The sequence below is a fragment of the Citrobacter cronae genome (assembly GCF_016893685.1).
Taxonomy (GTDB): Bacteria; Pseudomonadota; Gammaproteobacteria; order Enterobacterales; family Enterobacteriaceae; genus Citrobacter; species Citrobacter werkmanii.
The window spans coordinates 3,254,496-3,268,012 of sequence record NZ_CP069763.1 but is presented as its reverse complement, the minus strand read 5'-3'; the positions used below and the strand labels follow the sequence as shown (position 1 = coordinate 3,268,012).

Genomic DNA, 13,517 nt, shown 5'->3' with positions numbered 1-13,517 from the left:
GAAAGCGGAATGGGTAAATGACTGAACCGTAAGTGTTCGTCAGCACTATTCCTAAAAGGATAGATAAATCAATCCGCTGTAGTTACCCCTCCCCCCTTCAGTCCGGGTCCCTGATCTTTATCCTAAAAAAACAAAATGCAGACAGTTACGCATTACAGCGTACAGCGGGTTGCGCAGGATGGCAGGCTATAGCAAACAACATGGGTACGCTGTCTCAATGAATAAAAAAGAATTATGGATTAATCAAATCAAAGGGTTATGCATTTGTCTGGTGGTAATATATCACTCAGTCATTACGTTTTACCCACACCTCACCACCTTTCAGTATCCGCTTTCAGAGATGCTGAGCAAATGCTGGATTTACCTCAATCTGTACCTGGCGCCGTTTCGTATGCCGGTATTTTTCTTTATTTCAGGCTATTTGATCCGCCGCTACATCGATAGCGTTCCCTGGACAACCTGTGTGGATAAACGGATCTGGAGTATTGCCTGGGTACTGGTGCTATGGGGAGTCGTGCAATGGCTGGCGTTAGTCTCGCTCAATGACTGGTTGGCTCCGCAACGCGATCTGAGTCATGCCGCCAACGCCGCGTATGCCGGTTCAATCGCTGGCTTTACCCACGGGATGCTGACCGCCAGCACCAGCTTGTGGTATCTGTATGCGCTGATTGTCTATTTTGTGCTGTGTAAGATGTTCAACCGCTGGGCATTACCGCTGTTGGCGCTGTTTGTCGTGCTGAGCGTGGCGATCAATTTTTTCCCCACGCCGTGGTGGGGAATGAACAGCGTGATTCGCAACCTGCCCTGGTACAGCCTCGGCGCCTGGTTTGGCGCAACGCTGATGGTATGGATCAAAGAGGTTCCTCTGCGCCGCCATACGCTCATATTTATGGTTAGCGTAGTCGCCGCCGTGGTCGCGTGGCTGGCAAATATTTCGCTACTGCTTTCCCTCCTGTCTATTGTACTAATCATGAAGCTGTTTTATCAGTTCGAGCAGCGCTTTGGTATGCGCGCATCCAGCCCGTTAAGCGTGATTGGATCCAATACTATCGCCATCTATACCACCCACCGTATTTTGGTTGAGCTGTTCAGCTTAACGCTAATCCCCAAAATCAATCATGCCGCCTGGCCTGCGTACGGCGAGTTGCTCCTGCTGCTGGTTTATCCCTTCGCCTGCCTGCTGTTGTGCACTCTGTTTGGCTTGCTGGTGCGTAAGATTTCGCAAAAAACCGTTGCCGACTTGCTCTTTTCTCCACCGTCTTTATCGACGGCCTCGCGCTAATTTTAACGCGCTTTTTGCCCCCATCAGGGGGCGAATCAATTTGCTTATGAGAAACGATCACGGATAATAAAGAACATTGCTTATCAGATGTATATCTAAACGAGATCCTGACAACCGAATGCCTGAACAACATCGTTACACGCTCCCGGCCAGCGCTTCCGACCAGCGCCAGTTAGGCGAACTGACCGGCGCAGCTTGCGCGACGCTGGTCGCTGAAATTGCTGAACGTCATGCGGGTCCTGTCGTACTGATCGCGCCGGACATGCAAAATGCCCTGCGACTGCACGATGAAATTCGTCAGTTTACCGACCAGATGGTAATGAACCTGGCGGACTGGGAAACGCTGCCCTACGATAGCTTTTCCCCTCATCAGGAGATTATCTCCTCGCGGCTTTCCACGCTGTATCAACTCCCCGCGATGCAGCGCGGTGTACTGATTGTGCCAGTGAACACGCTGATGCAGCGCGTCTGTCCGCACAGCTATCTGCATGGTCATGCGCTGGTGATGAAAAAAGGTCAGCGGCTTTCGCGCGACGCCCTGCGCGAACAACTGGACAGCGCGGGCTACCGCCATGTTGATCAGGTGATGGAGCACGGCGAATACGCCACGCGCGGCGCGTTGTTGGATCTGTTCCCCATGGGCAGCGAATTACCTTATCGACTGGATTTCTTTGATGACGAAATCGACAGCCTGCGTCTGTTTGATACCGACACCCAGCGCACACTGGAAGAAGTCGACGCCATTAATTTGCTGCCCGCGCATGAATTCCCGACCGATAAAACGGCGATTGAGCTGTTCCGCAGCCAGTGGCGCGATACCTTTGAAGTTAAACGCGACGCCGAACATATTTACCAGCAGGTCAGCAAAGGCACGTTACCTGCCGGGATCGAATACTGGCAGCCATTGTTTTTCAGCGAGCCGCTGCCCCCCCTGTTCAGCTATTTCCCCGCCAATACGTTATTGGTAAATACCGGCGATATAGAGACCAGTGCGGAGCGCTTCCAGGCTGATACCCTGTCGCGTTTTGAGAACCGGGGTGTTGATCCGATGCGCCCGCTTCTGCCGCCGCACTCGCTGTGGCTGCGCGTAGATGAGCTGTTCTCCGAACTTAAACGCTGGCCCCGTGTTCAACTGAAAACTGAGACTCTGGCGAACAAAGCCGCGAATACTAACCTCGGCTTCCAGAAGTTGCCAGATATCGCGGTTCAGGCGCAGCAAAAAGCGCCGTTAGATGCGTTACGTAAATTCCTTGAAGGCTTCACCGGTCCGGTGATTTTCTCCGTTGAAAGCGAAGGTCGCCGCGAAGCGCTTGGCGAACTGCTCGCCCGTATCAAAATCGCGCCGAAGCGCATATTGCGTCTCGACGAAGCCGTCGACAATGGTCGCTATCTGATGATTGGCGCAGCCGAACACGGCTTCATTGATAGCAAACGCAACCTGGCGCTGATTTGCGAAAGCGATCTGCTCGGGGAGCGCGTGGCGCGCCGCCGCCAGGATTCTCGTCGCACCATCAATCCTGATACGTTAATTCGTAACCTCGCCGAACTGCATCCCGGTCAACCGGTGGTGCACCTGGAGCACGGCGTTGGCCGTTATGCCGGGATGACCACGCTGGAAGCGGGCGGTATCACCGGCGAGTACCTAATGCTCACCTACGCCAACGACGCCAAACTGTACGTGCCTGTGTCATCGTTGCACCTGATCAGCCGTTACGCTGGCGGCGCGGAAGAAAATGCGCCGCTACATAAACTGGGTGGCGATGCCTGGTCTCGCGCCCGTCAGAAAGCCGCTGAGAAGGTACGCGATGTCGCGGCAGAACTATTGGATATCTATGCTCAGCGTGCGGCGAAAGAGGGCTTTGCCTTTAAGCATGATCGTGAGCAGTACCAACTGTTTTGCGACAGTTTCCCGTTTGAAACTACGCCCGATCAGGCGCAGGCGATCAACGCGGTGCTCAGCGATATGTGCCAGCCGCTGGCCATGGATCGTCTGGTGTGCGGCGACGTCGGCTTTGGTAAAACCGAAGTCGCGATGCGCGCCGCCTTCCTCGCCGTAGAGAACCACAAGCAGGTGGCCGTGCTGGTTCCGACTACCCTGCTCGCTCAGCAGCACTTCGACAACTTCCGTGATCGCTTTGCCAACTGGCCGGTACGTATTGAAATGCTGTCCCGTTTCCGTAGCGCCAAAGAGCAAGCGCAGATTCTGGAGCAGGTGGCCGAAGGGAAAATCGATATTCTCATCGGCACCCACAAACTGCTGCAAGCGGACGTGAAGCTAAAAGATCTGGGTCTGTTGATTGTCGATGAAGAGCACCGTTTTGGCGTTCGTCATAAAGAGCGCATCAAAGCAATGCGCGCGGATGTCGATATCCTGACGCTGACGGCAACGCCTATTCCGCGTACGCTCAATATGGCGATGAGCGGCATGCGCGATCTGTCGATCATCGCCACGCCTCCTGCCCGTCGTCTGGCGGTGAAAACCTTTGTGCGTGAATATGACAATCTGGTGGTTCGCGAGGCTATCCTGCGTGAAGTTCTGCGCGGGGGGCAAGTTTATTATCTGTTTAACGACGTCGAAAATATCCAGAAAACCGCTGACAGATTAGCGGAACTGGTGCCGGAAGCGCGTATTGGTATCGGCCATGGTCAAATGCGCGAGCGCGAACTGGAACGCGTGATGAACGATTTCCACCATCAGCGCTTTAACGTTCTGGTATGTACCACTATTATCGAAACCGGGATCGACATCCCGACCGCCAACACCATTATCATCGAACGCGCCGATCACTTTGGTTTGGCGCAATTACACCAGTTGCGCGGCCGTGTGGGACGTTCACACCATCAGGCGTACGCCTGGCTGCTGACGCCGCATCCAAAAGCGATGACCACCGACGCGCAAAAGCGCCTGGAAGCCATCGCCTCGCTGGAAGATTTGGGCGCTGGCTTTGCGCTGGCGACCCACGACCTTGAAATTCGCGGCGCGGGGGAACTGCTGGGTGAAGATCAGAGTGGTTCCATGGAAAGCATCGGCTTCTCACTGTATATGGAGCTGCTGGAAAATGCTGTCGATGCGCTCAAAGAGGGACGCGAACCGTCGCTGGAAGATCTCACCAGCCAGCAAACCGAAGTTGAACTGCGCATGCCGTCACTGCTGCCGGATGACTATATTCCCGATGTCAACACGCGACTGTCGTTCTACAAACGTATTGCCAGTGCGAAAGGCGAAAACGAGTTGGAAGAAATTAAGGTCGAGCTGATAGACCGTTTTGGTCTGCTGCCCGACCCGGCCCGTACGTTGCTGGATATTGCCCGGTTACGCCAACAGGCGCAGAAACTGGGCATCAGAAAGCTTGAAGGCAATGAAAAAGGCGGCACGATTGAGTTTGCAGAGAAAAACCACGTTAACCCGGTGTGGCTGATTGGTTTACTGCAAAAACAGCCGCAGCACTTCCGTCTGGACGGTCCAACCCGGCTGAAATTTATGCAGGATCTGAGCGAGCGTAAAACGCGAATCGACTGGGTACGCCAGTTTATGCGCCAACTTGAAGAAAACGCCGTAGCATAGTGAGCAGGCCGGGAGCACACATAACGCTCCCGGCCGGTGAATTTACAAACTCTTTGCACTTCCCTGCACTTCCCGACACAGCAAACGGCCATAATTCCTGTTTACTTTTACATAATAAAAACCACGTAAAAACAATGGATTTATGGTGATGTTAAACAATAATCGACTCTCTCGCTGGTTAGCCTTTTTTACGCTTGCAGCGACCTTCGCGTTAGCACTTCCGGCTCAGGCAAACACCTGGCCGCTGCCGCCGCCGGGAAGCCGTCTGGTGGGACAGAATACCGTTCACGTTGTCGAAGACAATGGCGGTTCTCTCGAAGCTATTGCGAAAAAATACAACGTCGGCTTTTTAGCGCTGCTGCAGGCCAACCCCGGCGTTGATCCTTTCGTGCCTCGTCCTGGCAGCGTTTTGACTATCCCATTGCAAACCCTGTTACCGGATGCACCGCGCGAAGGTATTGTCATCAACCTCGCCGAATTGCGTCTTTATTATTACCAGCCGGGGACAAATTCGGTGACCGTATATCCTATTGGCATTGGCCAGTTAGGTGGTGATACGCTGACGCCCACCATGGTAACCACCATTTCCGATAAACGCGCTAATCCCACCTGGACGCCTACGGCAAATATCCGCGCGCGCTATAAAGCAAACGGCATCGATCTTCCTGCCGTTGTCCCTGCCGGGCCAGATAACCCGATGGGCCATCACGCAATTCGCTTAGCCGCATACGGCGGTGTTTATCTGCTGCACGGCACCAATGCTGACTTTGGTATCGGTATGCGTGTCAGTTCCGGCTGTATTCGTCTGCGCGACGGTGATATTGAAACCCTGTTCCGTCAAGTGAAGCCAGGAACCAAAGTCAATATCATTAACACGCCGATCAAAGCCTCGGTCGAACCTAACGGCATGCGACTGGTGGAAGTGCACCAGCCGCTGTCAGAAAAGATCAATGATGACCCGCAACTGCTGCCGATCGTGTTGAACGCCGCAATGCAGACCTTTAAGAATGCGGCGCAAACGGACCCTGCCGTCATGGAACATGCGATGGAGATTCGCTCAGGCATGCCGGTCGATGTCACCCGTCATCACGATGTGGCTCAACAACCGATGTAAACATTACCCATAAAAAAAACCCCCGCTGGATTTTATTCCGCGGGGGTTTTTTATTTAACTCGCAGTGGCATTGCGATGGGTTAAATCTTATTTGTAGATAACGGCAGTCCCGTGAAGGGTGTTAGGACCGGTAACGGAAGTAATACGGAAAGACTTCGCGCCCATCTCATCCGCTTTCTGCGCCAGTTGATCTTCCAGAGAACCTAAGTTCGTCCCCGCATTTGCAGAGATAGTACCAACTTTCTGTTGACCTGCAGGCGTGGCCTGAACTTCAACAGCGGCGAAGCTGGCAAATGACAGTGAGCTAAGAACAGCAGCAACAAACAGAGTTTTTACGTTTTTCATAATAGTGACCTTTTGCAGATGAATGGGTGTCGTAATGATTAACTTAACGATCGATAGGTAAATCATAGATGTGATCCAGGTCACACGTCAACATTTTTTTATAATGATCGTTATATAAAAGATAAAGACCTTATTTTTCATGCTAATAGCTATAAATTATTTTTATCGCTAATCCGCTGGAGTGTGGCGGGGAATATTTTTATAATGATTATTCAATAAAGCCAAAAAAGGTACATCGGCGCCATGACAACTGAAACGACAGGTTGTGCAAAAAAAAGCCGTGGCCGACCAAAAGTGTTCGACAGGGAAGCCGCGCTTGATAAGGCCATGACACTCTTCTGGCAGCACGGATATGAAGCGACATCGCTCGCCGATCTCGTGGAAGCAACGGGTGCGAAAGCGCCCACGCTGTATGCGGAGTTTACCAACAAGGAAGGGTTGTTTCGTGCCGTGCTGGACCGCTATATAACTCGCTTCGCGGCGAAACACGAAGCTCAGCTGTTTTGCGAAGAAAAAAGCCTTCAGTCAGCACTGGAAGACTATTTCACCGCCATAGCGACCTGCTTTACCAGTAAAGATACTCCGGCAGGATGTTTTATGATTAATACGTCCGCGACGCTGGCGGCCTCTTCCCGCGAGATCGCCCACACGGTGAAATCACGCCATGCGATGCAGGAACAGACGCTTACCCAGTTCCTTCGTCAGCGCCAGCAGCGTGACGAAATTCCGGCCCACTGCGACGTGCAAAAGCTGGCCGAATATCTGAACTGCATTTTACAGGGTATGTCGATTAGCGCCCGCGAAGGCGCATCATTTGAGAAACTGATGCAGATCGCACACACCACCCTACGGCTGTGGCCCGAACTCATCAAAGTTTAACCCTCTCCTCTCTCTTCCACGAACAGATGACACCGCCGGGGGCTAAAAGCCCTCGGTTTTTTGTACCAATAACCCTTCATTCCTTATTGTTTTCATCGCATTAGCAGATCTTTTTTAAAAAATGTATTGATAACGACAATTATTATCAGCAATATTCGCATTTGTTTTAACGCCTGTTTCCCAATGTAACTATCGGTTTCTCTACCGCAATAACAAAAACAGACCGACTTTTTTAAAAGGAATACAAATGCATAAGCGTCTCTGGGTGCTCAATCCGCTCTTATTATCCTTAACCCTACCGGCTATCGCAGCGGAGGAAGAGAATCTCATCGTCAGCGCTAACCGCAGCCAACGCACCGTGGCAGAAATGGCGCAAACGACCTGGGTTATTGAAGGAAGCGAAATTGAACAGCAAGTTCAGGGTGGTAAAGAGTTCAAGGATGTTCTTGCTCAGTTAATCCCCGGAATTGATGTCAGCAGTCAGGGACGAACCAATTACGGCATGAACATGCGCGGTCGCGCCATCGTAGTATTGATAGACGGTGTCCGTCTGAATTCCTCCCGTACCGACAGCCGTCAACTTGACTCCATTGACCCGTTTAACATTGCTCATATTGAAGTCATCTCAGGCGCAACATCCTTGTATGGCGGAGGAAGTACCGGCGGTTTGATCAACATCGTCACCAAAAAAGGTCAGCCTGAGCGTGAAGTCGAACTCGAACTGGGCAGTAAAAGCGGGTTTAATAACAGTAACGATCATGACGAACGCGTCGCCGCCGCGGTGAGTGGAGGAACCGATCGTGCATCCGGTCGTATGTCCGTCGCGTATCAACGGTTTGGCGGTTGGTATGACGGCAACCACGATGCTCTGCTGCTGGATAACACCCAAACCGGCCTGCAGCATTCCGATCGTCTGGACGTGATGGGCACCGGGACGATTGAGCTGGATGATAACCGTCAATTACAACTGGTTACCCAGTACTACAAGAGCCAGGGGGATGAAGATTACGGGCTGGATCTCGGCGAGAACATGTCCGCCGTGACCGGAAACGGTAAAGCTTATACCAGCAGCGGACTGAACTCCGATCGTATTCCCGGCACCGAGCGTCATCTGATCAGTCTGCAATATTCCGATGCAGACTTCTTTGGTCAGAACCTGGTCAGTCAAATCTATTACCGCGACGAATCGCTAAAATTCTACCCCTTCCCTACGCTGAGCAAAGGCAAGGTCACCAGTTTCTCCGCCTCACAGCAGGATACCGACCAGTTCGGTGCCAAAATTACCCTCAACAGCCAGGTGATGGATGACTGGGAACTGACGTGGGGTATCGATGCGGATCATGAAACCTTTGATTCCAATCAGAAATTCTTCGATCTGGCTTACTCTCTGCCCTCCGGTGGCATGGACAACCATACCGCTTATACTACCGGGCGTTATCCTGGTTACAGCATCACCAACTTCGCGCCTTTCCTGCAAAACAGCTATGACATAAACGATATCTTCACTCTCAGTGGCGGCGTACGCTATCAATGGACCGAAAACAGGGTTGATGATTTCGTTGGCTATGCCCAACAGCAGGGAATCGCGACGGGCCTTGCAAACTCCGCCGATACCATCCCGGGCGGTAAAACCGATTACGATAACTTCCTGTTTAACGCCGGGATCCTCGCCCACCTGACTGAGCGCCAGCAAACCTGGTTTAATTTCTCTCAAGGCGTTGAGCTTCCGGATCCGGGGAAATATTACGGTAACGGCACCTATTCCCTGGTTGGCGATCATTACCAGCTCCTGCGCAGCGTCAACGTGGCGGATTCTCGCCTGGAAGGGATTAAAGTTAACTCGTACGAGCTGGGATGGCGTTACACGGGCGATAACCTGCGCACGCAACTGGCTGCTTATTACTCCACTTCGGATAAATCGATCGTTATCAACCGCAGTGATATGACCATAAACGTACAGCCCGACGATCGTCGAATTTATGGTCTGGAAGGTGCGGTAGATTATTTCATCGCCGATACTGACTGGAGTCTGGGCGGCAACTTCAACGTCATTAAATCCGAAGTGAAACAAAACGGTAAATGGCAGAAATGGGATGTCACTCTGGCTTCACCATCTAAAGCAACCGCATGGGTCGGCTGGGCGCCTGAACCGTGGTCGCTGCGAGTACAGAGCCAGCAAACATTTGATCTGAGTGATGCCAGCGGCAATAAGCTGGACGGCTATAACACCATGGACTTTATCGGCAGCTACCAGCTCCCGTTAGGTAAGCTGACCTTCAGCGTGGAAAACCTGCTGAATGAAGAGTACACCACGCTATGGGGACAGCGTGCGCCACTACTGTACAGCCCAACTTATGGCAGCCCGTCACTGTATGAATACAAGGGCCGGGGTCGTACCTTTGGTCTGAACTACGCCTTAACCTTCTGATAAAAAAAGCCCCCCAGCCTGAGCGAATGGGGGGCTAATGTTCAGGATAATGCTATTTTACGCTTTGTTATTCAGTACCAACTGTCCGTTGTTATCCAACGGAATTTGCGCGCCGGGGTCCTTATCCATACGAATTTTCCCCTGCTGATCGCCAATTTTGTACGTCACGTCGTAGCCCAGCATTTTTTCTGATTTGTCATACACCGTTTTACAGCGCTGCTGCGTGGTGGTGTACGTATCGTTTTCTTGCATCGAACCCTGGATCTGGTTACCGGCATAGCCGCCGCCTAACGCCCCCGCCACGGTGGCAATATCTTTACCGCGTCCGCCACCAAACTGATGGCCGATAACACCGCCGGCAACGGCACCCAGCACAGAACCCGCGATACGGTTTTCATCTTGCACCGGCTTGCGGTGCGTGACCGTCACGTTCCGACACTCCTGACGTGGCGTTTTTACCGATTCTTTAATCGGTGTTGCAGAGACAACTTGTGCATACTGTGGGCCACGCTCGAAAACGTTAAGACTGGCCACCGCTGCAACACCCAGCGCAGCAGCTACGCCAATCCCTATACCCGCCAACATTGATTTATTCACGGGACTTCCTCCTTTTTTGCTATTAGCAACAACTTTGCAACAGAAGGTAAGGAATGCCAATCAGATTACGGATGAAAATAGCGGAAGGCAGGGATAAAACGAGATGATTCAGAGAACTCTGAAGGAAGGCGTCGGATGCGTGAAATTGTCCGACGCCTGAGGTCAATATTAATGCAGTTTCAGCCGCGGACGAATCACCCGGTTAATACTGCCGACCAGCATCATCAGGCCGGTTTTGAAGTAACCATGCAGCGCAATCTGATGCATACGATACAGTGAGATGTAGACAAAGCGCGCAATACGGCCTTCTACCATCATTGAACCGCGCGTGAGGTTGCCCATCAAGCTACCGACGGTAGAGAAGTTAGAAAGCGAGACCAGAGAACCGTGATCTTTGTACTGATATGCTTTCAACGGCTTGCCGTTCATCTGCGCCAGGATATTGTTCATCGCGCAGGTCGCCATCTGGTGCGCAGCCTGAGCGCGCGGCGGCACAAATCCACCTTCCGGACGCGCGCAGGAAGCGCAGTCGCCAATCGCATACACGTCAGGATCGCGTGTGCTTTGCAGCGTCGGCTCAACCACCAGTTGGTTAATCCGGTTCGTTTCCAGACCGCCAATATCCTTCATAAAGTCTGGCGCTTTGATCCCTGCGGCCCACACCATCAGGTCAGCCTCAATGTATTCGCCATCTTTGGTATGCAACCCGCCTTCGTCAGCGCTGGTAACCATCGTCTGCGTCAGTACGCGTACGCCCAGTTTGGTTAACTCATTGTGCGCGGCGCTGGAAATCCGCGGCGGCAATGCCGGCAGGATACGCTCACCGGCTTCAACCAACGTAACGTTCAGCGCGTCATTGGTCAGTCCTTTATAGCCATAACTGTGCAGCTGTTTAACCGCATTGTGCAGTTCCGCGGAGAGTTCAACCCCCGTCGCGCCGCCGCCGACAATGGCAATATTCACTTTACCGTTAACGCCCAGATTCGCGGAATACTTGAGGAACAGATTCAGCATCTCCTGGTGGAAACGACGCGCCTGATGCGGGTTATCAAGGAAAATACAGTTCTCTTTGACGCCCGGCGTGTTGAAATCGTTGGACGTACTGCCCAGCGCCATCACCAGCGTGTCATACGGCACTTTACGCTCAGGAACCAGCAGATCGCCCTTCTCATCGCGCAGCTCAGCGATAGTAATGGTCTTCGCTTCGCGATCGATATCAACCACCGAGCCCAACTGGAACTGGAAGCCATGGTTACGGGCATGCGCCAGATAGCTCAGCGCATCCACACCTTCATCCAGAGAACCGGTCGCCACTTCATGCAGTAACGGTTTCCATAAATGGCTGTGGTTTCTGTCCACCAGCGTAATTTTGGCCTTTTTCTTACGCCCCAGCTTTTTACCCAGCTGCGTCGCCATTTCCAGTCCGCCAGCACCGCCGCCGACAATCACGATCCTTTTCAATGGTGTAGTCAACGTGACCCCCTCAAATTTATTAACCAATTGTTAATTAAAAGTTATTGGCATAGCCTTTAATTAACAACAAGTTACGATAATGAAAATGTCCTTCGAGAGTGAGAATAACACGAACGGTGCATTGGTCATACCAAAATTGATGTGCATCAAGTTTTGATGCTGAAAAGATAGACAACCGGAAGGTTAAGGACAAAAAAACCAGCCCGAAAGCTGGTTTTTTAGACGCTCATCAGGCTTAACCTAACGTCTTGAACGCCTTAATGCGCTGCAAATGCGGGGAGATATTTTTAAACTTATGCGTCTGCTCTTCGTCCCAGACGATCTCATAAAAATGATGCAGCTCTTCTGACGAGCGCTGACTGTTCAGAGCTTCATCATGGCGAGAGAGGATCACCAGGCAGCGATCGCGGTTCTTTTCACGAAAATTGGTCACGCATTTTGTCGCAATGTCAGCATACTCTTCAGGTCTGTCGATTTTCCCTTCCATATTCTCATATGGGAACAGGTTAGGATTAAATACCACCTGACGAATATCACACAGAAAACCAATACGTTCTGCCCAATATCCCCCCAGCCCGACGCCACAAATCAGCGGACGGTCGTCCACATTAAGCTGCAACATTTTGTCCACTTCTTTCAGCAGATGCTGCATATCATGTTTAGGATGCCGTGTACTGTAGCTAATCAGCCTGACATCCGGGTCGATAAATTGCAGCTGCAACACCTTCTCGTGGTTGCCCGGACTATTAGAGTCAAAACCGTGTAAATAGATAATCATCGCATCCTCGCCAAACGTGCGTTAATGACCTGCTTTCTCTTCCTGCCAGCGCTCATGAAGCTGGTTGAGCTGGGCGCTTACCGTCTTCCAGCGTGTCGAGTCCATCAGTTCCTGACGTGAAAATGAACCTTTATGATACAAACGTGTAACACGTTCTGCATTGATCGGCGACAGATTATCTAACACACTGACCGCTCCCTTACGATTATTGCAGACCAGGATCATATCGCAACCAGCATCCAGCGATGCCTGCCCACGCTCGGCGTAGCTTCCCATAATCGCCGCACCTTCCATCGACAGATCGTCGGAGAAAATAACGCCGTCGAAGCCAAGCTCCTGACGCAGTACCGTCTTCAACCAGTGAGGCGAACCACTCGCCGGACGCGGATCAACATCGCTGTAGATAACGTGCGCAGGCATAATGGCATCGAGTTTGTTTTCCGTAATTAACGTCCGGAACACGGACATATCCTTCGCACGAATCTCTGCTTCTGAACGTGGATCGGTTGGCGTTTCTTTGTGCGAATCCGCCGTCACAGCTCCATGCCCGGGGAAGTGTTTACCGGTGGTCTTCATGCCAGCGGCATGCATACCGTCAATGAAACGGGTCGCCATCGCCAACGCTTTCAGCGGATCAGCATGATAAGAGCGCTCGCCAATCGCTGCGCTGATATGTCCCACGTCCAGAACCGGTGCAAAGCTAATATCAATATCCATGGCGATCATTTCGCTGGCCATCAGCCAGCCGGCGTCCTGAGCCAGTTTGCCGCCCTCTTCCAGACCGTGTAGCGCGGCAAAGGATTGCGCCGCAGGCAGGCGGGTAAAACCTTCGCGAAAACGCTGTACGCGTCCGCCTTCCTGATCAACCGCCACGACCAAATGATTACGTGACGCGCTACGGATCTGACGCACTAACTCACGCAACTGTTCCGGGTCATGATAATTTCGGGTAAAGAGAATCAACCCACCTACCAGCGGATGCGCCAGAATCTCTCGCTCTTCAGCGTCCAGCTCATACCCTTCGACATCCAACATTACTGGGCCCACACTGCTCTC

The 13,517-nt window shown here is 52.2% G+C and carries 10 protein-coding genes; 5 read left to right on the top strand and 5 right to left on the bottom strand.

Going from position 1 to position 13,517, the window contains the following annotated elements; all coding sequences use genetic code 11:
- Positions 1 to 217 precede the first annotated feature (217 nt).
- The 3 genes from JSN25_RS14080 to ldtC all read left to right on the top strand — a co-directional run bounded on the left by JSN25_RS14080 (position 218) and on the right by ldtC (position 5,961).
- Positions 218 to 1,282 carry an acyltransferase family protein gene (locus JSN25_RS14080; RefSeq protein WP_085048507.1) on the top strand — a complete coding sequence of 355 codons (1,065 nt, stop codon included), beginning with the start codon at positions 218 to 220 and terminating at the stop codon, positions 1,280 to 1,282.
- A gap of 118 nt (positions 1,283 to 1,400) precedes the next feature.
- Entirely contained in the window at positions 1,401 to 4,847 is a 3,447-nt protein-coding gene (gene mfd, locus JSN25_RS14075; RefSeq protein ID WP_085048508.1) for a transcription-repair coupling factor, read from the top strand.
- A gap of 148 nt (positions 4,848 to 4,995) precedes the next feature.
- Positions 4,996 to 5,961 carry a L,D-transpeptidase LdtC gene (ldtC, locus tag JSN25_RS14070; RefSeq protein WP_087857773.1) on the top strand — a complete coding sequence of 322 codons (966 nt, stop codon included), beginning with the start codon at positions 4,996 to 4,998 and terminating at the stop codon, positions 5,959 to 5,961.
- A gap of 87 nt (positions 5,962 to 6,048) precedes the next feature.
- On the opposite strand, the gene bhsA is transcribed toward ldtC, so the two are convergent.
- Positions 6,049 to 6,306 carry a multiple stress resistance protein BhsA gene (bhsA, locus tag JSN25_RS14065; protein WP_029139491.1) on the bottom strand — a complete coding sequence of 86 codons (258 nt, stop codon included), beginning with the start codon at positions 6,304 to 6,306 and terminating at the stop codon, positions 6,049 to 6,051.
- A 243-nt stretch (positions 6,307 to 6,549) separates the two neighbouring features.
- On the opposite strand from bhsA, the gene comR reads away from it, so the two are divergent.
- Both comR and JSN25_RS14055 read left to right on the top strand, forming a co-directional pair.
- On the top strand, positions 6,550 to 7,185 hold the full coding sequence (gene comR / locus JSN25_RS14060) for a TetR/AcrR family transcriptional regulator (protein WP_204525039.1): 636 nt from the start codon (positions 6,550 to 6,552) through the stop codon (positions 7,183 to 7,185).
- A gap of 247 nt (positions 7,186 to 7,432) precedes the next feature.
- Positions 7,433 to 9,613, top strand: a complete 2,181-nt coding sequence (locus JSN25_RS14055) for a TonB-dependent siderophore receptor (protein ID WP_204525038.1) — start codon at positions 7,433 to 7,435, stop codon at positions 9,611 to 9,613.
- Between the two features lie 57 nt (positions 9,614 to 9,670).
- Here the strand turns inward: JSN25_RS14055 and JSN25_RS14050 are convergent, their stop codons facing one another.
- From JSN25_RS14050 to nagZ, 4 genes are all read right to left on the bottom strand, one after another.
- Positions 9,671 to 10,210, bottom strand: a complete 540-nt coding sequence (locus tag JSN25_RS14050) for a glycine zipper 2TM domain-containing protein (RefSeq protein ID WP_003030814.1) — start codon at positions 10,208 to 10,210, stop codon at positions 9,671 to 9,673.
- A gap of 168 nt (positions 10,211 to 10,378) precedes the next feature.
- Positions 10,379 to 11,683 (bottom strand): NADH-quinone dehydrogenase, encoded by a 1,305-nt coding sequence (ndh, locus tag JSN25_RS14045; protein ID WP_038639829.1) that lies wholly within the window; start codon positions 11,681 to 11,683, stop codon positions 10,379 to 10,381.
- 235 nt (positions 11,684 to 11,918) lie between these two features.
- On the bottom strand, positions 11,919 to 12,461 hold the full coding sequence (ycfP, locus tag JSN25_RS14040) for an alpha/beta hydrolase YcfP (RefSeq protein WP_003030817.1): 543 nt from the start codon (positions 12,459 to 12,461) through the stop codon (positions 11,919 to 11,921).
- 21 nt (positions 12,462 to 12,482) lie between these two features.
- Positions 12,483 to 13,508, bottom strand: a complete 1,026-nt coding sequence (gene nagZ, locus JSN25_RS14035) for a beta-N-acetylhexosaminidase (RefSeq protein ID WP_069323339.1) — start codon at positions 13,506 to 13,508, stop codon at positions 12,483 to 12,485.
- Between the last annotated feature and the right edge of the window lie 9 nt (positions 13,509 to 13,517).